Source organism: Microbacterium sp. Root53 (assembly GCF_001426925.1).
GTDB lineage: Bacteria > Actinomycetota > Actinomycetes > Actinomycetales > Microbacteriaceae > Microbacterium.
In genome coordinates, this window is the sequence record NZ_LMFR01000001.1 from 26,068 (window position 1) to 45,152 (window position 19,085).

The following is a 19,085-nucleotide window of genomic DNA, read 5'->3' on the forward strand; positions in this document are numbered from 1 at the left end:
ATGTGGAAGGAGGGCGAGGAGAAGGTCGTAGTGCGCTGGCAGGAGGGGTCGATGTTCGTGCCCCCGAACCGGTGGTTCCACCAGCACTTCAACGTGGGCGCCGAACCTGCGCGGTATCTGGCCATTCACCCGCCGATTCAGCTCAATGGGTATACCGAGAAGGTCGTCAACAAAAATGATCAGGTCGAGTACGTCGACGAGGACCCGTCGATCAGAGCCATGTTCGAGAGCGAACTCGGGCAACGCGGGCTCAAGACGCTGATGCCTGACGAGGTGTACACGGATCCGGACTTCGCCTGGAGATGAGGCCGGATGATCTCTGGGAGATCGCGCGGCACCGGAGACCGCTCGCGACCCGATGGTGCTCCTTCACCTCGGTTCGCGGGTTGCCGCCACGTGGGCGGCGTGGCGGACTGACCCGGCGGTGCTCCTTCACCGCCGGGTCAGTCCCGTGAAGCCGGCTCAGGTCAGGAGCAGCTCATCTTCGCGGGCGGCGAGGTCGCTGAGCAGACGCACAGCGGGTTCGACGGCGGGGTTGGTGATGTCCGCCCGGTAGGCGAGGACGAGTTCCAGCGGGGGCGCGTCGGGGACCTCGCGGAGGGTGATGCCCCGCAGCGCGAAGGACTGTGCGCCACCGGGCACCATCGCGATCCCCATGCCGGCCGCGACCAATGCCATGATCACGGTCGTCTCCCAGCAGAGGTGCGCTCGCTTCGGCTCGAAGCCGGCGTCCCGGCACAGCCTGGTGGCGGCGGCATTGATGAGCGAATGCTTCGCTCGGTAGGCGATCCACGCCTCGTCCTTCAGGTCGCGCAATCTCAGGTTCGGCTGATGAGCCAGGGGATGAGCGGCCGGGAATGCCAGGAGCAGCGGCTCCTTGGCGAACGGGACCGTCGCGAGGTCCGAACCCACGGCGGGAGGGCGCAGGAGCCCGATGTCGAGCGCGCCCGTGCGCAGTGCTCACACTGCTGTGGCGTGAGCATCTCCACTCGGAATGACAGGTCGACCCCCGTGAGCGCCGTCCTGAGTGTCTGGGCCATCCGTGGGAGGTAGGCGAAGCCCGACGTCCCGGTGAACCCGAGACCCAGCTTGCCGGCCGCGCCCGTGGAGAATCGCCGGATCGCCAGCGTGGCCCCATGCAGCCTGCTCAGGATCTGCGCAGCCTCCTCCTGCAGCCAGAGTCCCGCCGGGGTCAGTGTGACCCGTCGAGTCGTGCGGTGGAAGAGCACCACGTTGAGCTCGGCCTCCAATTGGCGCATGGCCTGAGACAGCGCGGAGGGCGTCACGTGCAATGTCTGGGCGGCGTGCCCGAAGTGGCAGGTCTCTGCCAAGACCGAAAAATAGCGAAGCTGTCGTGAATCCATGCATTCTCCCCATCGCGACGCTGCGATCGACCTGGATCTCCGTTGGGTCCCGCTCCGGGTGCCCGGCCCTGGGCACGTGCCCTGGCGTCGATTCTGGCACGCGCGGCCCTGTTTTGGTCTGATGTTTAGTTTTTCGCTTGTCTTGCGACTGAATCGCGTCTAGCCTTCAGGAAGGCTCGAGCGAGACCCGTGCGCCCGCGGCCGATTCCATCCCGTCGTCGTGAGGAAATCCATGCGCAGACCAGCCCTCGCCGCGCTCGCGGTCACCGCCCTGATGGTCCTCGGCGTCACCGGTTGCGCCTCGGGCTCCGGGGGCGGCGCCACGGCCGAGCACGCGGGATCTGAGCTGCGCCTCGCCATCGGGGGCGAGCCTGAAGATGGCTTCGACCCCACGCTCGGCTGGGGCCGGTACGGATCTCCGCTGTTCCAGTCGACGCTGCTGAAGCTCGATGCCGGCATGAACATCGTGAGCGACCTCGCCACCGACTATGAGGTGAGCGAGGACGGGCTCACGTGGACGCTGCACCTGCGCGACGACGCCCACTTCTCCGACGGGACGCCGGTCACCGCCGACGACGTCGCCTACACCTTCCTCACCGCGAAGGAGAGTCCCGGCCTGACCTCCGTGGCGGGCCTCGCCGACGCCCAGGCCGTCGACGATCAGACGGTCGTGATGACGCTCGAGAAGCCGCAGAGCACCTTCGTCTACCGCCTCACGTCGCTCGGGATCGTGCCGAAGACCGCGCACGAGGCAGACGGCTACGCGCAGCACCCGATCGGATCGGGCCCGTTCACGCTCGTGCAATGGGACCAGGGTCAGCAGCTCATCGTGGAGCGCAACGAGAACTACTACGGCACCAAACCCGAGTTCGAGCGGATCGTGTTCGTCTTCACCGACGAGGACGGCACCCTCGCCTCGGCGCGCGCCGGCGAGCTCGACATGGCAGGCGTGTCCTCGTCGCTCGTCACCGGCGACATCGCGGGCATGAAGCTCGTGGACGTGCCCTCCATCGACAACCGCGGAGTGAGCCTGCCGACCGTGCCGGACGAGGGTAAGACGACCGACGCCGGTGCGCCGATCGGCAACGACGTCACCTCCGACCTCGCCGTGCGACGCGCCCTCAACATCGGTGCCGACCGCCAGAGCCTGGTCGACGGAGTGCTGAACGGATACGGATCGCCCGCGAGCGGCCCTGTGGACGGCGCGCCCTGGCACAACCCCGACTCGGCGATCGAGGACAACCGCCCGGACGAGGCCAGGGCCATGCTCGAGGAGGCCGGCTGGATCGATTCGGATGACGACGGGATCCGCGAGAAGGGCGGCATCACCGCGCGATTCGAGCTCCTCTACCCCGCGGGCGACTCGGTGCGCGAGGGCATCGCGCTCGCGTTCGCCGACCAGATCCGCCCGCTCGGCATCGACATCGAGGTCGTGAGCGCCACGTGGGACGAGATCTACCAGCGCCAGCACGCCGACGCGGTGCTGTTCGGCTGGGGCGCGCATGACCCGACCGAGATGTACAACCTCTACAGCGCGCATCTCGCGGGCATCGAGAGCTGGAACCCCGGCTTCTACGACAACCCCGCCGTACAGGCGCACCTCGATGCGGCAATGAGCAGCACTGACCCCGAGGCCGCCAACGAGGAGTGGAAGGCCGCCCAGCTCGACAGCGCGGGCAACGGCTTCACGGCCAAGGGCGACGCGGCCTGGGCGTGGCTGGTGAATGTCGACCACACCTATTACGTCAGCGAGTGCCTCGACCTCGGCACCCCGCAGACCGAGCCGCACGGGCACGGCTGGCCGATCACGGCGGGCATCGAATCGTGGAAGTGGACGTGCTGACGCACGCCCGCGGCGAGAGGGCCGTCGCGGCATGAGCCGGATGGCGGCGGCACAGAATCCGGGCGTCCGGCCTGGGCGGATGCAGATGCCCTGGTTCGCATTCGCGGGGCGTCGTCTCGTCCGACTCGTGCTGCTGCTGGGGGCGGTCGCGGTCGCCTCCTTCAGCCTGATGATGGCGTCACCCGTCGACCCGGTGCAGGCCTACATCGGGGCCGAGACGGCGAAGATCGGGCCCGAGCAGCGCGCGCAGATCGCCGAGGCATGGGGCTTCGATCGCCCGCCCGTCGAGCGGTTCTTCGCCTGGCTCGGCCACGTCGTGCAGGGCGAACTCGGCACGTCGATCGTGTTCAATCAGCCCGTCGCGCAGGTGATCGGCGACCGCTTCGCTGTGAGCCTTGTGCTGCTGGGGGCCGCGTGGCTGCTCTCGGGGGTCCTGGGCTTCGCGATGGGTGTCGCGGCGGGCCTCAACCGCGGGCGCTGGATCGACCGCGTGCTCACCTGGTGGTCGTACACGCTCGCCTCGGCGCCGACCTTCTGGGTCGGTCTGCTGCTGCTGTACGTGTTCGCCGTCTGGCTGCAGGTCGCGCCCGCGTGCTGCGCGGCGCCGGTCGGGGTGCTCGCGGGCGACGTCACCGTGCTGCAGCGCCTGCAGCACCTGATCCTGCCCGCCCTGACACTCAGCCTCGTAGGCGTCGCGCCGATCGTGATGCATACCCGGCAGGCCGTGATCGAACTGCTCGGCAGCGAGCACATCGCGTTCGCCCGCGCACAGGGTGAGCGCGGCTGGGGGCTGATCCGTCACCGGATTCTGCGGGGCGCGAGCGTGCCGGCGGTGATCCTGTCGTTCGCGTCGTTCGGCGAGCTGTTCGGCGGCGCCGTGCTCGCCGAGCAGGTGTTCGCGTATCCCGGTCTGGGACAGGCCACGACCACGGCCGCGCTGCGTCAGGACGTGCCGCTGCTCCTCGGGATCGCCCTGTTCACCACCGTGTTCGTCTTCGTCGGCAACCTGCTCGGAGACATCGCGCACCGCCTGATCGACCCGCGCGTGAAGCTGGTGGAGCCGCGATGACCATGACCGACACCCAGGCCGTCGCCGTCGCGCCTTCCGGACGTGGGCTGAGGGATCGCCGCTTCCGCGTGCTGCTTCACCTCTGCGTGGGCGTCATCGTCGTCGCGGCCGTGATCATCGCCAGCGGCTTCGCGCAGCAGGCCGCCGACACCACGCACCTCGACGCGGTCAACCAGGCGCCGTCGTGGGAGCACTGGTTCGGCACCGACCGGCTCGGCCGCGACATGCTCGCGCGCACGCTCGTCGGCCTGCGGCTGAGTCTCGTCGTCGGCACGACGGCCGCGCTGATGTCGAGCATCATCGCGTTGACCCTCGCGGCTGCCGCGGTCTCTCTCGGCCGGTCGGTCGCGACCGCGGTCGACTGGCTCGTCGACTTCGTCCTGGCTCTGCCGCACCTCGTGCTGCTGATCCTCATCGCGTTCGCGATGGGCGGCGGCACCCACGCCGTCATCCTCGCCGTCGGTCTCAGCCACTGGCCGACGCTCACCCGCGTGCTGCGCACGCAGGCCAAGCAGGTGATCGCGTCGGATTTCGTCTCGGTCTCGCGCGGGCTCGGCACGCCGCGGCTGACGGTGATCCGGCGCCACCTGGCGCCCCACCTGCTGCCCCACTTCCTGGTGGGCACCGTGCTCGTCTTCCCCCACGCCATCCTGCACGAGGCCGCGCTGTCGTTCCTCGGATTCGGGATCGACGCCACGCAGCCCGCCATCGGCAACATCCTCGCCGAGTCGATGACGCTGCTGTCGGCGGGCATGTGGTGGCTGGCCGTGCTGCCCGGCGTGTGCCTGCTGGCCATCGTCAAGCTGATCGACTCCACCGGCGAGAACCTCCGTTCCGTCACCGATCCGAGGAGCTACCACCTATGAGCGCTTCCCTCACCGACACCGCCGTCCTCGACGTCGAGCACCTGCAGATCTCGTTCAGTCAGTACGGCAGGGGCCTGCGGCGGCGCACCGTCACGCCCGTCGTCGACATGTCACTCGACGTCGGGGCGGGGGAGGTCGTCGCCGTGATCGGCGCGAGCGGGGCCGGCAAGAGCCTCGTCGGCCTCGCCGTGATGGGCCTGCTGCCGCTCAACGCACACGAGTCGGGATCCGTGCGATTCCGGGGGCGGGCGGTCGACGCGGGGGAGCGCCGTGCGCTCGCCGGCCGGCGGATGGCGCTGCTGCCGCAGTCGCCCGCGCACCTGGACCCGCTCATGCGCGTGGGCGCCCAGGTGGCGCGCGCCGCCCGTCTGGCGGGCCTGCCCGATCCGGATTCCGCCGCCCGGGCCGCCCTCGAGCGCCGGGGCCTGGCCGCGCGCGTCGACCGGCTCTTCCCGCACGAGCTCTCGGGCGGAATGGCCCGCCGCGTGCTGTTCGCGATGGCGACGCTGGGTGAGCCCGAGCTGATCTTCGCCGATGAGCCCACGCCGGGACTCGACCCGGCGAGCGCCGCCGAGGTGATCGACGACATCCGCTCGCTCGCTGACGCGGGATCCGCCGTGGTGCTCGTCAGCCACGACATCTCGATCGCCCTGCCGGTCGCGGACCGCGTCGTGGTCGTGCGCCGCGGGCGCACCATCGAGTCGGCGTCGCCCGAGCAGTTCTCCGGCGACGGATCGCGGCTGGCGCACCCGTACTCGCGCGAACTGTGGCGCGCTCTGCCGCAGCAGGACTTCGCGCTTCCCGGGCGTCGCTCCCTCGCGGGTGTCAGCCTCGGGCGCGCCGCATGACGGCACCGGCCGACGAGCCGCTGCGCGGCACCGACCTGTGGTTCGGCTACGACGGCGAGCAGGTGCTGCGCGGCGCGAGCATCGCGATCGAACCGGGTGAGGTCGTCGCGCTGTGGGGGCCGAGCGGCTGCGGCAAGAGCACGCTCGGCAAGGTGCTCGCCGGCTGGCACAAGCCCGACCGCGGCGAGGTCAGCGGGCCACCCGCCACCGGACGCGCGCGCCCGACGCAGCTCGTGCTGCAGCACTCGGGGCGCGCGATGAACCCGCGATGGAAGATCCGCGAGGTGCTCGCCGAGGGCGGGTCCGACCTCGACGAGGTGCTGCGCACCCGGCTGGTGCGATCCGAATGGCTCGACGCGTTCTCGCACGAGTTGAGCGGCGGCCAGCTGCAGCGCGTGAACCTGGCGCGCGCGCTGCTGGCGAAGCCTCGCCACGTGATCGCAGACGAGATCACCGCGAGCCTCGATCCGATCACGCAGGCGCAGATCTGGCAGATCCTGCTCGACGGCGTGCGCCGCGACGGAATCGGCGTGCTGGCGATCTCGCACGACCGGGCCCTGCTGGACCGCGTAGCCGACCGGATCGTGGCGATGGACGACATCAACGCCTGACCCCGAGGTCGCCGGCGCCCGCCGTGCGTTCGGCGGCGCGCGATCCGCAGCGAGTGTGACCTCTGAACCGCATGCTGTGACTCCAGGTTCGCAGTCCGCCGCCGGCTCTGCGTCCGGCACGGCGTCATCTCGACGCGGCACACGCCGCGCAGATGCCCACCAGCACGGAGGCGCGCAGATTCACCCGGAACGCGGTCTCGTCGGCCACATGATCGCGGGCCTCACGAAACGCCTCGCGGGGGAGCGCCTCGACGCGGCCGCACTGCTGGCATCGCGCGTGGAGGTGGTCGTGTCGGGCAGCGACGACGGCCAGGTGATAGCCCGTGCCCTCGTCCATGCGCGATGCGGAGACGAGGCCCAGCGCAGCGAGCTTGTCGAGCGTGCGGAACACCGTCGCCCGGTGGACGTCGGGGAGCGCACCTCCGACCTGCTCCGCAGTGAGGTGTGCGTGTTCGGCCGCGAGCACGCGCAGCACGGCGACGCGGGGCGACGTGATCCTCTCGCCCATGCCTCGCAGCGCCTCGAGGGCCGCCGCCAGCGCGCCGTCTGCGTTCTGGCTGTGCAGTTCGGAATGGCCCACGACATCGACGGATGAGGCCTCCGCGCCGGGATAGTCCCGTGTCATGGCACCAGCCGCTCCGGGGAATCTTCGCGGGCAGGGTCCATGCGGCGCACGGGCCCGTGATCGACAGGCGGGAGCCGAGGAGGGAGGAACCGATCGCGCATCACACCACCCAGCCTTTCAGAACCTCCGACGTCTGGGACCGGCGGCGACCGGTCGCCGTATGCTTGCAAATGGTATAACGTTCAGATTGAGCGACGTTGCTCCGACAGCTTCGACTGCAGAGACGCAGCGCCACTCCATCGACGTCCCCGTGCCGCTTGGAGGCTGAATCATGTCCGACGACGAGAAGAAGATCGCCTGGCAGGAGCCGGCGGGTCAGCAGACGCGCGCCGGCTTCGGTGATTTCACCAAGAAGCCCACGCCCTACGACCTCTTCATGGAGTCCGAGGGCATCCCCGTCTTCCGTGGCCTGGGCGTGCGCACCGTCGCGGACCTGCCTCGCGAGGACTGGGCTCGCAAGGGCGGTCGCGGGAGCTACATCCAGACCTACGGAACCGAGACCAAGTGGGGTCACTTCGTGGTCGAGGTGCCGGCCGGCGGCGCGCTCAACCCCGAGAAGCACATGTTCGAGGAGATCTACCTCGTCGTGGAGGGGCGCGGCACCGCCGAGGTGTGGCAGGAGGGTGATGTCAACAAGCACACCTTCGAGTGGCAGAAGGGGTCGATGTTCTCGATCCCGATCAACGCGTGGTTCCGCATCGTCAACGCCACCTCGAAGCCGGCTCTCCTGATGGGCGGCAACACCGCGCCGAACGTGCTGAACCAGCTGAACAACGTCGAGGCCGTCTACAACAACCCGTTCGTGTTCCGCGACCGTTTCAGCGGCGCAGACGACTTCTACGCCTACAACGAGGAGATCGAGGCCGACCCGGTGCGAGGTCTCGCCATGCGCCGCACCAACTTCATCCCCGACGCGGTCAACTGCGATCTGCCGCTCGACAACCGCCGCTCGCCCGGCTACCGCCGCGTCGAGCCGTACATGACCAGGAACCAGTTCTACTTCTGGATCGGTCAGCACGAGAACGGCCGCTACTCGAAGGCGCATGCGCACACCTCGGCCGCCATCCTGATCTGCCTCAAGGGCAAGGGATACACCTACACGTGGCCCGAGCACCTCGGCCCCACCCCGTGGCTCGACGGCAACGGCGACCAGGTGCAGCGCCTCGACTACGAGCCCTTCGGCTTCATCACCGCGGCACCGGGCGGGCAGCGCTGGTACCACCAGCACTTCTCGGTCTCCAAGGACCCGTTCCGCCTCACAGCGTGGTTCGGCCCGCACAACCCGGGTCGCGACCCCGGCGCGCCGGGATCGAAGCACACGGACTACACCGCCCGCGAGCTGCACGAGGGTGGCACCGCGATCGCCTACTGGCAGGAGGATCCGCACATCCGCGCCGAGTACGAGGCGCAGCTGGCGGAGAACGGCGTCGAGTCGCGCATGAAGGACGAGTGGTTCGAGCAACCCGCCGATGTCGAGTGGGACGTGCGGAGCCGGCGGATGGCCGATGGGATTCAGTGACCCCTCGGCGCTGACGCCCCTCGACCACGAGGGGGGCAGGTTCTTCTCCGGATCCGGTTCGATGGTCGAGGAGGAGGACGAGATCCGTCTCGTCAGCGTGGGCGTGGACATCGGATCCTCCACGACGCACATGGTGCTCTCGCGGATCGTGCTCGAGCGCCGCGACAACCGCTACATCGTCACGCGACGCGAGGTGACGCACGAGTCGGAGGTGCTTCTGACGCCGTACAGCGATCCGGAGACACTGGATCGCGACGCGCTCGCGGCCTTCTTCGAGCGCCAGTACGCTGCGGCGGGCGTCACCCCCGACGAGATCGACACCGGCGCGCTGATCATGACCGGCGTGGCCGTGCGCCGCACCAACTCGCGGATCATCGCCGACGTCTTCAGCGAACTCGCCGGTCGCTTCGTGTCGGTGAGCGCCGGCGACGCCCTCGAGACGCAGCTGTCGGCCTACGGATCGGGCGCGGTGGATCGCTCGAGGGATCAGGGTCGGACGATGAACGTCGACATCGGCGGCGGCACGTCGAAGATCGCCCTCTGCGAGTCCGGCGAGGTGATCGCGCTGACTGCCATCGACGTCGGCGCGCGCATCGTGGCCTTCGACGCCGAAGGGCGCGTCGTGCGCGTCGAGGAGGCCGCACGTCGGCTGGCGGACGAGGTCGGCCTCGGGCTCGCGCTCGGCGAGGTCCCCGAGGCGGGCGGGCTCAGTCGTCTCGTCGAGCGCATGGCCGACCACGTGTTCGCAGCCATGCAGCCCGGCGTCACCGCTCCCGAGACCGCCGCCCTGCTGCGCCTCGATCCGCTGCCGGCCGGCGCCCTGCCCGACACGTTCTCGTTCTCGGGTGGCGTCGCCGAGTACGTATACGGCCGTGACAGTGTGGATCACGGTGACCTCGGCCCGCGCCTGGCGGCCGCGATCCGTGCGCGCGTCGACGGCTGGGACCCGCGGCTGGAGGCGGCGGAGCAGGGGATCCGCGCGACTGTGGTCGGCGCCTCGCAGTACACCGTGCAGGTGAGCGGCACCACGATCTTCGTGGAGCCGACATCGCTGCTGCCCGTGCGCAACGTGCCGGTGCTCATGCCGCACCTGCCGCTCGACGCCGAGGAGCTCGACGCCCTCGCCATCGCCGGAGCCGTGCGGGCCGGCCTGACGCACTTCGCCGAAATGCCCCAGGATCAGCCCATCGCGCTGTGCTACCGCTGGCGAGGACTGGCCACCTTCGGCCGCCTCGATGCGTTCTGTCGCGGCGTGGTCGCGGGCATGGCGGACCATCTCGCGGCCGGTCAGCCGCTGGTGCTCGTCGGCGACGGCGACGTGGGCGGTCTGGTCGGCATCCACATCAACGAGGAGCTCGACGCTCCGCGCCCTGTGATCTCGATCGACGGTCTCGACCTTCAGGCGTTCGACTTCATCGATGTCGGCGAGCTGCTGCCCGCCACGGGCGCTGTGCCGGTGGTGATCAAGTCACTGGTGTTCCCGACGTCGGCGGCGCTCGGCCGAGAGGCCATGGCGACCGTCTGACTCGATCATCCGACACCTGTCGGATGATCGTCCCTCTCACACTGCAATCACACTCATCAAGGGAGATGACATGCGAAAGCCCATCCTGGGTCTGGTCGGCGCGGCAGCGCTCGCCCTCGTCCTCACCGGTTGCGGAGGTGCCGGCGTCGCCGCCGACGCGGCCGCGGGCGGTTCAGAGAAGACGGCGGCAACGGCCATCTACGACGAGATCAACGCTCTCGAAGGTCAGGAGCGTCACGACCGTCTCGTGGAACTGGCTGAGGAGGAAGGCCGGCTCAACCTCTACACGTCGAACACCGACATGGACTCGATCGTCGAGGCGTTCGAGGCGGAGTACGACATCGACGTGCAGCCGACGCGAGGCAACTCGGAGACGGTGCTGCAGAAGCTGGTCGCCGAAGGTAGGTCGGGGCAGACCAGCGTCGACCTCGTCGAGACGAATTCGGGTGAGCTGAACATCCTGCACCAGCAGGGCTTCTTCTACGAGTACGAGAGCGAGTACCGCGATGCGGTACGCGAGGAGGGTCAGATGGACGGCTGGACCGCCGACCGCTTCAACGCCTTCGTCGTCGGCTGGAACACCGACTCGGTCGACCCGGCCGAGCTCCCCGCGGAGATCAAGGACTTCGCCGACCCGAAGTGGAAAGGTCTCATCACCCTCGAGATCGGCGACGTCGACTGGTACGCCGCCGTCACCCAGTACTACCTCGACCAGGGGATGAGCCAGGAGGAGGTCGACGCGATGTGGGAGGGCATCGCGGCCAACGCCTCCGTCGAGAAGGGCCACAGCGCGATGGGCGACCTGCTTGCCGCCGGCAAGCTGAAGATCACGCTCTCGATTTACCAGCACACCATCGACGGCGCGGCCGCCGAGGACGGCGCCCCCGTCGCGTGGCAGGATGGCGACAAGCATGTCACCCCGGTCGTCATCCGCCCGAACGGCGCCGGCCTGATGGCCGGTGCGCAGCACCCCGCGGCCGCGATGCTGTTCATGGACTTCCTGCTGACCAAGGGCCAGGAGGCGATCGTGTCGGACTACCGCGTCGGCTCGGTCGAGTCGGCCGAGGACTCGCTCGCGGGCATCGAGACGATCTCGGTTCCGGAGGATGAGATGCTGGACAACCTCGAGTACTGGGACGAGAAGTACCGCGCGCTGGTGGGGGGCTGACCCGCGCTCAGCGTTCGCGGCCACGAACGGGCAAGACGCCGGCCGCGTGCGTCGGCCGGCGTCTCGCGGCATCCGGCTCGTCGATGAGGTCTCCGTCTGGAAGGTGCAGTTATGACACGGACGTCATGGTTCCGCTCTGCGGAGCACGTGGTCGACGCGCTGGGCGCGGCCGGCTATCTCGCCGACGAGGTGGCGGCCACCACGGTCTTCCTCGCCGATGCGCTCGGCAAGCCGGTGCTCGTCGAGGGCCCGGCGGGCGTCGGCAAGACCGAGCTCGCCAAGGCGATCGCTCGCGCCGCCGGCGCCGAGCTGATCCGCCTGCAGTGCTACGAGGGGCTCGATGAGGCCCGCGCCCTGTACGAGTGGAACTACAAGAAGCAGCTGCTGCGCATCCAGGCCGCGGGGGAGCAGTCCTGGGACGCGACGCAGGACGACATCTTCAGCGAGAGCTTCCTGCTCGAGCGTCCGCTGCTCTCGGCCATCCGACGTGAGGGCCCGACCGTGCTGCTGATCGACGAGGTCGACAAGACCGACGTCGAGGTCGAGGGCCTGCTGCTCGAGGTGCTCGGCGACTTCCAGGTCACGGTGCCCGAGCTCGGCACCATCACGGCGGTGCAGCGACCGCTCGTGGTGCTCACATCCAACGCGGCGCGCGAGCTGTCGGAGGCGCTCAAGCGCCGCTGTCTCTACCTGCACCTCGGCTACCCGGGCCCGCAGCGCGAGCGGGAGATCCTGCTGAGCCACGTTCCCGAGATCGGCGAGCGGCTGGCCGAGCAGGTGGTCGATGCGGTCGCGCGCCTGCGGCAGCTCGAGCTGCGCAAGGCTCCATCGATCGCCGAGTCGGTCGACTGGGCGCGCACGCTGATCGCCCTCGAGCTCGACACGCTCGACGAGGACGCCATCATGCAGACGCTCGGCGCGGTGCTCAAGCACGTGTCGGATCAGGATCGTGCGCGCCGCGAACTCGTGACGTCGCGCTGATGAAGCGATCGCGCTGATGGCTCTCCTCGAGCGGCACCTCGAATTCGTCGACGCATTGCGCAGGGCCGGCGTGCCGGTCTCGATGACCGAGGATCTCGACGCGATCGCGGCGCTCTCGCTCGTGTCGCTTCGCGACCGCGACACGGTACGCGAGGCCTACGCCGCGACCATCGTGAAGCGGCAGCTGCAGCGGCCGACGTTCGACGCGCTCTTCGACATCTACTTCCCGCGCCGCGTCGGCGACGGCGCTCGCGGCATGCCGACGCCGGAGGGCGAGCTCGACACGCCCGTGGGCGACAACCTCGACGTGCTCGAGACCATGCGCCGCCGCATCGAGCGGGCGCTGCGCGACTCGGACCTCGATGATCAGCTGCTGCGGCAGCTCGCGGCCGACGCGGTGGGTCGCTTCGGGAGCGACCCGAACCGTGCGGATGGGGCGCCCAGCTGGTCGATGTACGAGACGCTGCAGCGCCTCGACGTGCAGGGGGTCGTGAACCGCCTGATCGAGCGGCTGCTCAGCGAGGGCACGGACGCCTCGGTTGCCGACACGCTCGCGCAACGGCGCATGTCACGGTTCATCCAGGCGGTCAGCGACGACATCGACCGCCGCCGGAACGAGCGGCAGTCGTCCGAGCGGCGGGCGACCGAGACCGTGCGGCCGGTGCTCGACAGGCTGGCCTTCTCGGCGGCGCGTCATGCCGACCTGGTGGCGATGCGACGCGAGATCCAGCCGCTCGCGCGCCGCCTGGCGACCCGGCTCGCGCGCGAGAGACGCGCGCTCGGCGGTGGCCCGCTGCACTTCCGGCGCACGATCCGCGCCGCGATGGGGACGGGTGGCGTGCCCTTGACGACCCACCACCGGCCGAAGCGCCCGCACCGCACGGATCTCGTGGTGCTGTGCGACATCAGCGGGTCGGTCGCCGACTTCGCGCACTTCACGCTGATGTTCGTGTTCGCCCTGCGCGAGGTGTTCCATGGTCTGCGCGCTTTCACCTTCGTCGACGGGATCGCCGAGGTGACCGACCGGTTCCGCCCCGGCGCCGACGCGGCGGAGGTGATGGCCGAACTCGCCGGCAGCACCCGGGAGGCGCTGCTTGCTGGGCGCAGCGACTACGGGAAGGTGTTCGAGCGCTTCGTGGCCGAGCACGCCGACGCCCTCGGGGCGAAGACGACGCTGCTCGTGCTGGGGGACGCGCGGTCGAACTACTCGGCGCTCGGCGAGGAGGCCGTCGAAGCGATGGTCGGCAAGGTCAAGCACGCATTCTGGCTCAACCCGGAGCCGCGGCAGGACTGGGGGATCGGCGACTCGGCCGCGCATCAGTACGCGCAACTCATCGAGATGGTCGAGTGCCGCAACCTCGAGCAGCTGGGTGCGTTCGTGCACGATCTCCTGTGAAGGACTCATCTGCCTTGTCGATAGATCGTAGCAGCACGTTCGAGAAAAATACTTGACCGAGGCCTGACCATCCTATTGACTGACCACAGTCAACGATGATGGAAGGTGGCCGATGCCGAACTACCGCCTGACAGTCGATACCGGGGGCACGTTCTCCGACTTCGTGCTGTTGAACGAGGAGACCGGCGAGCACCGCGTGCTGAAGGTGCCTTCGACACCGGACGACCCAGGGCGGGCCATCCTCGACGGCTTGGACGTGCTGGCGAAGGACGGCGTGAAGGCCAGCGACATCGTCTTCTTCTGCCACGGCACGACGGTCGCGACCAACGCGCTGCTGGAGGAGAAGGGGGCGACGGTCGGCCTGGTGGTGACCAAGGGCTTCCGCGGCATCTACGAGACGCAGGAGCAGAGCCGCCCCTACGGGCCGGCGGTCTTCGACCTGAAGTACAGCAGGCCGCCCCTGCTGGCGCCGGGCCGCCGCACGGCCGAGGTGACCGAGCGCATCGGCGCGGAGTACGAGGGCATGCTCTCGATGGAGATCAACGAGGTCGACTGGTTCATGGCCCTGTACGAGCACTATCTCGAGCAGGGCATGAGCGAGGACGAGGTGATGGAGATCTTCAAGGGCATCGCCGCCAACTCGGTCATGGTCGACGGTCACGCCACGCAGATGGACCAGCTCGCGGCCGGGCAGTACGCGGTCGCGATGTCGACGTACGACTACCAGACCGCAGGCATCGCGGCGACGGGCGCTCCGCTCGATTACGAGCCGCTCGTCGAGCCCGTGGTGCAGCGGCCGAACGGCGTCGCGCTGCTGAACAGCGCGCCCCACCCCGCGGCTGCCTACCTCTTCTACATGTGGATCCTCACGGATGGACAGGAGGTGCTCCGCGAGGCGGGCCTGCGATCGTCGCTCGAGGCGGAGGCGGACGAGGGCCTGCAGGGTGTCGAGACCCTGTTCGTCGACCCCAGCGAGCTCGTGGAGCAGTACGACCACTACGAGCAGCTGTACGCCGAGGTCACCGGACGGTGATCGACGCAGGACGGAGGCGGGCTCCGCGCACCGCGCGCCCGGCTCCGTCCTGAGGCAGAGAGAGAGAACATGCAACGACCCGCAGTGCCGCCCACGACCTACGACCCGCAGCGCACGGGCCTGATCGTCTTCGACATGCTCGAGGCGTACCGCGCGCCGATCGAAGCGGCCGGAACCCAGAAGACCACCGCGCGGCTGATCGCGGCCTGCCGCACGGTCGGCGTGCCCATCTTCTACGCGCGCGCCGACCACCGCATCGACGGCGCCGACTTCGCGCGCAGCATCGCCGACACCGACGCCTCCTTCCGCCCGTGGACGACGGAGCACCCGGCGAAGCATCACCCGCCGTACGACAGCGGATCAGTGCAGTACCAGGTGCTTGCCGAGCTCGCGCCGCAGCCGGGCGACTACGACGTGCCCAAGCACCGCTGGAATGCATTCCACGGCACGCACCTCGAGCTGTCGCTGCGCAGTCGCGACATCGACACGATCCTGCTCGTCGGCGGATCCACGCACGTCGGCATCGCGTCCACCGCGTACTCGGCGCGCGACAAGGACTTCCAGGTGACCGTCGTCGAGGACTGCTGCCACGGCTACGAGGAGCAGCGCGAGTTCTTCATGCGCAAGGTGTTCCCGCGCATGGTGAACGTGCGCACGCTCGACCAGGTGATCGCAGGGCTCGGCATCGAGGAGGGCTCATGAAGCGCTGGCTCGAGAACGTGCCGGAGGACGAACGCGCGAAGATGCGCGCGAGCGCGATGGAGCTCGGTGGGAAGACCGCGCTCATCGTCGTCGACGTCACGTTCGGCTTCACCGGATCGGAGGGCCTCTCGCAGGAGGAGGCGAGCAGGGAGTACTCGACCGCGGCGGGTCCGCGCGCGTGGGAGGCGATGCCGACCATCGCCCGTCTGATCGAGCTGGCCCGCAGCAAGGGGGCGCGGGTCGTCTACACGCGCTCGAGCGCGAACGACCAGCAGTTCGCCGGCAACGCGACCAAGAAGGAGCGCACGGGCACCAAGCTGACGGCGGACTTCGGCGACTTCCCCGACGCCATCGCCCCTCTCGAGAGCGAGTGGGTGCTCGAGAAGTCGAAGGCGAGCGCGTTCTTCCAGACCCCGCTGTCGGTCTACCTCGTGCGCGAGGGGATCGAGTCGGTCATCGTGTGCGGCGTGTCGACCTCCGGGTGCGTCCGCGCGACGACGGTCGACGCGTGCTCGAACGGCTACCGCACGTTCGTGGTCGACGACGCGTGCTTCGACCGATCCTGGTTCGCGCACTGCAACAACCTGTTCGACATGAGCATGAAGTACGCCGACGTGATGTCGCTCGACGACCTCGTGGAGAAGTGGAACGCGACATGAGGCCCGCCCTCCTGGTCGTCGACGTCACGTATGGCTTCACCGGGGCCGAGTCGCCCGGTGACACCGGGGTGGGCGCCTGGGAGGCGATGCCGACGATCGCCTCGGCCATCGGCCTCTTCCGCGACCGAGGGCTGCCGGTGGTGTTCACCCGCGCCGACACGGACGGTCAGCGATTCACGGGCCGCGCGAGCGCGCGGCGCGGACCCGGGCGCACCACGGTGCCGGACGACTTCGGCGACTTCCCGGCGGCGATCGCGCCGCGCGACGATGAGTGGGTGCTCGCGAAGACGCGCGCGAGCCCGTTCGTCGCCACGCCGCTGCCCGTCTACCTGACGCGGGAGCGGATCGACACCGTCGTGATCTGCGGCGGGCTCACGTCCGCGTGCATCCGCGCGACGGCCACCGACGCGACCTCGAGCGGTCGCGATGCGATCGTGATCGCGGATGCGTGCTTCGACCGTGCGCGGCCGGCGCACGACGGCACGCTTGAGACCCTCGGCGCCACGTACGCCGAGGTGCTCACGCTCGACACCCTGGCCAGCACGGTGCTGGCGCAGAAGCCTCTGCAGGCGACATCGAAGGAGACACCATGAACAAGCGGATGCCGGCGGTCGCCAGCGGCCTGGCGACCATCACGATCCTGCTCGCGGGCTGCGGCGGAGCACCCACCGTGCAGGCCGGGGCTGAGGTCGACACCGAGGCGGCCGTGTTCGACGAGATCGCGGGCCTGACGGGTCAGGAGCGCACCGACCGGCTCGTGGAGCTCGCCGAGGAGGAGGGGGCGCTGACCATCTACACCTCGAACACCGACGTGGATCCGATGATCGCGGCGTTCGAGGAGGCGTACGACATCGAGGTCGAGGCGACCCGCGCCAACTCCGAGACCGTGCTGCAGAAGATCATGTCGGAGAATGCCGCAGGCAGCCTGAACGTCGATGTCGTCGACAACAACTTCAACGAGAACAACGTGATGGCCCAGGCCGGCCTGTTCGCCGACTACGAGAGCGAGTACCGCGACGCCGTGCCCGAGGAGGGCCGCTTCGACGGCTGGACATCGACCTACGTCAACGCGTTCGTCGTGGGGTGGAACACGGACAACATCGACGGCTCGACGCTGCCGGACGATCTCGCCGGGTTCGCTGATCCGAAGTGGAAGGGCAAGATCGCGTTCGAGATCGGCGACGTCGACTGGTACGCGGCCGTGTCGCGGTACTACCTCGATCAGGGCCTGAGCGAGGCGGAGGTCGACGAGATATGGGCCGCGCTCGCCGCGAACGGCACGTTCGAGAAGGGGCACAGCGCGATGGGCGACATGCTCGCGTCGGGCAAGATCGACATCGCCCTGTCCATCTACCAGCACAACGTCGACGGGACCGCCGCCGACCAGGGCGCCCCGGTCGCATGGAAGCACGGCGAGAAGGTCGTGGCTCCGGTCGTGACCCGTCCGAACGGGGCGGGGATCCTCGCGTCGGCAGAGCACCCCGCGGCCGCGATCCTGTTCATGGACTGGATGCTGTCGGATGGGCAGGACCTGTGGCCCGACGTGCACCGGATCGGATCCGTGCCGCGCGACGACAGCCCGATCGCCGGCATGGAGACCGTCGCGGTGCCGCTGGAGGAGATGACGGAGAACTACGAGTTCTGGGACGACAGGTACCGCGACCTCGTCGGCGGCTGATCCGTGGAGATTTCTTCGCCGCCCCCCGGGCCTTTAGGCTATTGTTTAGACCGTTCCCCCTCATAGGCGAGGTGCTGTGGCTCCTGCCAGGTGAGGTCCTCTCCCCAATTGGAGGAAATAGATGGCAAAGAAGTTGCGCACCTTCGTTCGCGGCCTGGATTCCGCAACGTACGGTCTGAATGAGTTCCGCCAGCAGCAGCTCTCGTACAACCGCGTGCGAAACGACGAGTACGTCACCGACGACGCCAAGGTCGGTCACTCCGGTGACAGTGAGCAGTCGAAGACGTGGTGGCGCATCGGCCCCGGTGACGAGGAGTTCCTGACCCAGACGATCCACGTCCACTTCGTCGAGCTGCCCCCGCAGTCCTCGAATCACGGCCACGGCCACCAGAACGAAGCCGCCTTCTACATCCTCGAGGGCAAGGGCTACGAGATCCACGACGACCAGCGCTACGACTGGAAGAAGGACGACCTCGTCTACGTCCACACCGACTCGGTGCACCGTCACTTCAACCCGTACGACGAGAAGGCCAAGGCCCTCGTCGTGAAGGCGAAGAGCACCTGGATGTTCATGGGCCTGATCCAGCAGGGTCGCTCTGGCCCCATCGACCGCCCGGAGGAGTTCGGCCCGCGCGAAGACTGGAGCCGCATCTGGACGCCCGGTGTCCTCGACCGCAAGAAGGTCGTCGGCCCCGAGGACACGACCTGGGAGGTCACGCCGCTGGGCAACCAGCGCATCATCGCCTCCCAGGAGAAGACCGACGGCCGCATCTTCTCGACCGACTCGTACGAGCTGCAGATCGATGCGGGCTCGCGCTCGGGCAAGTACTGGAAGATGGCCGACGAGGTCTTCTACGCCCTCAAGGGCAGCGGCCACTTCCTGATGTGGGAGGTCGAGGCCGAGATCGCGGAGAAGTACTACGCGCGCATCGCGCTCGAGCCGAAGCGCTTCGACTTCGTCGAGGGCGACACGATCTACGTGCCCCAGAACCACGTGGTGCAGATCTTCGCCGGCGACGGTGAGGAGGTGCGTCTCTTCCAGTCGGAGAACCGCATCTTCAAGCACCTCGGCTACGACAACATCCACTACTTCGAGGACGCCCCGAACTACAAGGGCTGATCGGGTCGATCGACACGATCTGACCCGCATGTGTCACCCCCGGTCGTCATCTCGGCGCCGGGGGTGACGTGTGCTCGG

General features: G+C 68.8%; 19 protein-coding genes and 1 pseudogene. 17 read left to right on the plus strand and 3 right to left on the minus strand.

The annotated features are described in order from the left end of the window. Complete coding sequence (locus tag ASD19_RS00145) at nucleotides 1-306, plus strand: hypothetical protein (protein ID WP_134745462.1); 306 nt, start codon at nucleotides 1-3, stop codon at nucleotides 304-306. 156 nt (nucleotides 307-462) lie between these two features. On the opposite strand, the gene ASD19_RS00150 is transcribed toward ASD19_RS00145, so the two are convergent. Both ASD19_RS00150 and ASD19_RS14950 read right to left on the minus strand, forming a co-directional pair. After that, nucleotides 463-957: a LysR family substrate-binding domain-containing protein gene (locus ASD19_RS00150; protein WP_082542860.1), complete on the minus strand. Its 495-nt coding sequence runs from the start codon at nucleotides 955-957 to the stop codon at nucleotides 463-465. Nucleotides 958-1,193: 236 nt separating this feature from the next. Continuing rightward, nucleotides 1,194-1,364: pseudogene (locus ASD19_RS14950) on the minus strand (LysR family transcriptional regulator); the annotation flags it as partial. 232 nt (nucleotides 1,365-1,596) lie between these two features. On the opposite strand from ASD19_RS14950, the gene ASD19_RS00160 reads away from it, so the two are divergent. From ASD19_RS00160 to ASD19_RS00180, 5 genes are all read left to right on the plus strand, one after another. Then, on the plus strand, nucleotides 1,597-3,207 hold the full coding sequence (locus ASD19_RS00160; RefSeq protein ID WP_055987610.1) for an ABC transporter substrate-binding protein: 1,611 nt from the start codon (nucleotides 1,597-1,599) through the stop codon (nucleotides 3,205-3,207). 85 nt (nucleotides 3,208-3,292) lie between these two features. Continuing rightward, nucleotides 3,293-4,276: an ABC transporter permease gene (locus ASD19_RS00165; RefSeq protein ID WP_200941023.1), complete on the plus strand. Its 984-nt coding sequence runs from the start codon at nucleotides 3,293-3,295 to the stop codon at nucleotides 4,274-4,276. After that, nucleotides 4,273-5,142, plus strand: coding sequence for an ABC transporter permease (locus ASD19_RS00170; RefSeq protein ID WP_200941024.1), 870 nt, complete (start codon nucleotides 4,273-4,275; stop codon nucleotides 5,140-5,142). The genes ASD19_RS00165 and ASD19_RS00170 overlap by 4 nt, the downstream gene beginning before the upstream one ends. Beyond that, complete coding sequence (locus ASD19_RS00175; protein ID WP_055987613.1) at nucleotides 5,139-5,990, plus strand: ATP-binding cassette domain-containing protein; 852 nt, start codon at nucleotides 5,139-5,141, stop codon at nucleotides 5,988-5,990. Before ASD19_RS00170 ends, ASD19_RS00175 begins: the two co-directional genes overlap by 4 nt. Beyond that, nucleotides 5,987-6,601 carry an ABC transporter ATP-binding protein gene (locus ASD19_RS00180; protein ID WP_055987615.1) on the plus strand — a complete coding sequence of 205 codons (615 nt, stop codon included), beginning with the start codon at nucleotides 5,987-5,989 and terminating at the stop codon, nucleotides 6,599-6,601. The genes ASD19_RS00175 and ASD19_RS00180 overlap by 4 nt, the downstream gene beginning before the upstream one ends. Before the next feature lie 124 nt (nucleotides 6,602-6,725). Here the strand turns inward: ASD19_RS00180 and ASD19_RS00185 are convergent, their stop codons facing one another. After that, the gene (locus ASD19_RS00185) at nucleotides 6,726-7,226 is read right to left on the minus strand and encodes a Fur family transcriptional regulator (protein ID WP_055987618.1); all 501 of its coding nucleotides are present in this window, start codon (nucleotides 7,224-7,226) and stop codon (nucleotides 6,726-6,728) included. A 271-nt stretch (nucleotides 7,227-7,497) separates the two neighbouring features. On the opposite strand from ASD19_RS00185, the gene ASD19_RS00190 reads away from it, so the two are divergent. From ASD19_RS00190 to ASD19_RS00240, 11 genes are all read left to right on the plus strand, one after another. Next, nucleotides 7,498-8,745 (plus strand): cupin domain-containing protein, encoded by a 1,248-nt coding sequence (locus ASD19_RS00190; protein ID WP_055987620.1) that lies wholly within the window; start codon nucleotides 7,498-7,500, stop codon nucleotides 8,743-8,745. Next, nucleotides 8,732-10,270 (plus strand): ethanolamine ammonia-lyase reactivating factor EutA, encoded by a 1,539-nt coding sequence (locus ASD19_RS00195; protein WP_055987622.1) that lies wholly within the window; start codon nucleotides 8,732-8,734, stop codon nucleotides 10,268-10,270. The genes ASD19_RS00190 and ASD19_RS00195 overlap by 14 nt, the downstream gene beginning before the upstream one ends. 70 nt (nucleotides 10,271-10,340) lie before the next feature. Next, on the plus strand, nucleotides 10,341-11,438 hold the full coding sequence (locus tag ASD19_RS00200; RefSeq protein WP_055987624.1) for an ABC transporter substrate-binding protein: 1,098 nt from the start codon (nucleotides 10,341-10,343) through the stop codon (nucleotides 11,436-11,438). A gap of 111 nt (nucleotides 11,439-11,549) precedes the next feature. Continuing rightward, entirely contained in the window at nucleotides 11,550-12,419 is an 870-nt protein-coding gene (locus ASD19_RS00205; protein ID WP_055987626.1) for an AAA family ATPase, read from the plus strand. A 16-nt stretch (nucleotides 12,420-12,435) separates the two neighbouring features. Continuing rightward, entirely contained in the window at nucleotides 12,436-13,815 is a 1,380-nt protein-coding gene (locus ASD19_RS00210) for a VWA domain-containing protein (RefSeq protein WP_055987628.1), read from the plus strand. Nucleotides 13,816-13,927: 112 nt separating this feature from the next. Beyond that, the gene (locus ASD19_RS00215; RefSeq protein ID WP_055987630.1) at nucleotides 13,928-14,848 is read left to right on the plus strand and encodes a hydantoinase/oxoprolinase N-terminal domain-containing protein; all 921 of its coding nucleotides are present in this window, start codon (nucleotides 13,928-13,930) and stop codon (nucleotides 14,846-14,848) included. 69 nt (nucleotides 14,849-14,917) lie between these two features. Beyond that, nucleotides 14,918-15,550, plus strand: coding sequence for a cysteine hydrolase family protein (locus ASD19_RS00220; protein WP_055987632.1), 633 nt, complete (start codon nucleotides 14,918-14,920; stop codon nucleotides 15,548-15,550). Next, entirely contained in the window at nucleotides 15,547-16,209 is a 663-nt protein-coding gene (locus ASD19_RS00225) for an isochorismatase family protein (protein ID WP_055987634.1), read from the plus strand. The genes ASD19_RS00220 and ASD19_RS00225 overlap by 4 nt, the downstream gene beginning before the upstream one ends. Further along, nucleotides 16,206-16,802, plus strand: coding sequence for a cysteine hydrolase family protein (locus ASD19_RS00230; RefSeq protein WP_055987637.1), 597 nt, complete (start codon nucleotides 16,206-16,208; stop codon nucleotides 16,800-16,802). Before ASD19_RS00225 ends, ASD19_RS00230 begins: the two co-directional genes overlap by 4 nt. Continuing rightward, complete coding sequence (locus ASD19_RS00235) at nucleotides 16,799-17,887, plus strand: ABC transporter substrate-binding protein (RefSeq protein ID WP_055987639.1); 1,089 nt, start codon at nucleotides 16,799-16,801, stop codon at nucleotides 17,885-17,887. The genes ASD19_RS00230 and ASD19_RS00235 overlap by 4 nt, the downstream gene beginning before the upstream one ends. 121 nt (nucleotides 17,888-18,008) lie before the next feature. Continuing rightward, nucleotides 18,009-19,007 carry a cupin domain-containing protein gene (locus tag ASD19_RS00240; RefSeq protein ID WP_055987642.1) on the plus strand — a complete coding sequence of 333 codons (999 nt, stop codon included), beginning with the start codon at nucleotides 18,009-18,011 and terminating at the stop codon, nucleotides 19,005-19,007. Nucleotides 19,008-19,085 lie beyond the last annotated feature (78 nt).

What these genes read in the sequence shown, in the direction of transcription:
- ASD19_RS00170 (WP_200941024.1), top strand. Translation starts at nt 4,273, where the DNA reads ATGACCATGACCGACACCCAGGCCGTCGCCGTCGCGCCTTCCGGACGT.
- ASD19_RS00185 (WP_055987618.1), bottom strand. Translation starts at nt 7,226, where the DNA reads ATGACACGGGACTATCCCGGCGCGGAGGCCTCATCCGTCGATGTCGTG.
- ASD19_RS00220 (WP_055987632.1), top strand. Translation starts at nt 14,918, where the DNA reads ATGCAACGACCCGCAGTGCCGCCCACGACCTACGACCCGCAGCGCACG.
- ASD19_RS00205 (WP_055987626.1), top strand. Translation starts at nt 11,550, where the DNA reads ATGACACGGACGTCATGGTTCCGCTCTGCGGAGCACGTGGTCGACGCG.
- ASD19_RS00160 (WP_055987610.1), top strand. Translation starts at nt 1,597, where the DNA reads ATGCGCAGACCAGCCCTCGCCGCGCTCGCGGTCACCGCCCTGATGGTC.
- ASD19_RS00165 (WP_200941023.1), top strand. Translation starts at nt 3,293, where the DNA reads ATGCCCTGGTTCGCATTCGCGGGGCGTCGTCTCGTCCGACTCGTGCTG.
- ASD19_RS00190 (WP_055987620.1), top strand. Translation starts at nt 7,498, where the DNA reads ATGTCCGACGACGAGAAGAAGATCGCCTGGCAGGAGCCGGCGGGTCAG.
- ASD19_RS00215 (WP_055987630.1), top strand. Translation starts at nt 13,928, where the DNA reads ATGCCGAACTACCGCCTGACAGTCGATACCGGGGGCACGTTCTCCGAC.
- ASD19_RS00180 (WP_055987615.1), top strand. Translation starts at nt 5,987, where the DNA reads ATGACGGCACCGGCCGACGAGCCGCTGCGCGGCACCGACCTGTGGTTC.
- ASD19_RS00235 (WP_055987639.1), top strand. Translation starts at nt 16,799, where the DNA reads ATGAACAAGCGGATGCCGGCGGTCGCCAGCGGCCTGGCGACCATCACG.
- ASD19_RS00200 (WP_055987624.1), top strand. Translation starts at nt 10,341, where the DNA reads ATGCGAAAGCCCATCCTGGGTCTGGTCGGCGCGGCAGCGCTCGCCCTC.
- ASD19_RS00175 (WP_055987613.1), top strand. Translation starts at nt 5,139, where the DNA reads ATGAGCGCTTCCCTCACCGACACCGCCGTCCTCGACGTCGAGCACCTG.
- ASD19_RS00195 (WP_055987622.1), top strand. Translation starts at nt 8,732, where the DNA reads ATGGGATTCAGTGACCCCTCGGCGCTGACGCCCCTCGACCACGAGGGG.
- ASD19_RS00210 (WP_055987628.1), top strand. Translation starts at nt 12,436, where the DNA reads ATGGCTCTCCTCGAGCGGCACCTCGAATTCGTCGACGCATTGCGCAGG.
- ASD19_RS00240 (WP_055987642.1), top strand. Translation starts at nt 18,009, where the DNA reads ATGGCAAAGAAGTTGCGCACCTTCGTTCGCGGCCTGGATTCCGCAACG.
- ASD19_RS00230 (WP_055987637.1), top strand. Translation starts at nt 16,206, where the DNA reads ATGAGGCCCGCCCTCCTGGTCGTCGACGTCACGTATGGCTTCACCGGG.
- ASD19_RS00145 (WP_134745462.1), top strand. Translation starts at nt 1, where the DNA reads ATGTGGAAGGAGGGCGAGGAGAAGGTCGTAGTGCGCTGGCAGGAGGGG.
- ASD19_RS00225 (WP_055987634.1), top strand. Translation starts at nt 15,547, where the DNA reads ATGAAGCGCTGGCTCGAGAACGTGCCGGAGGACGAACGCGCGAAGATG.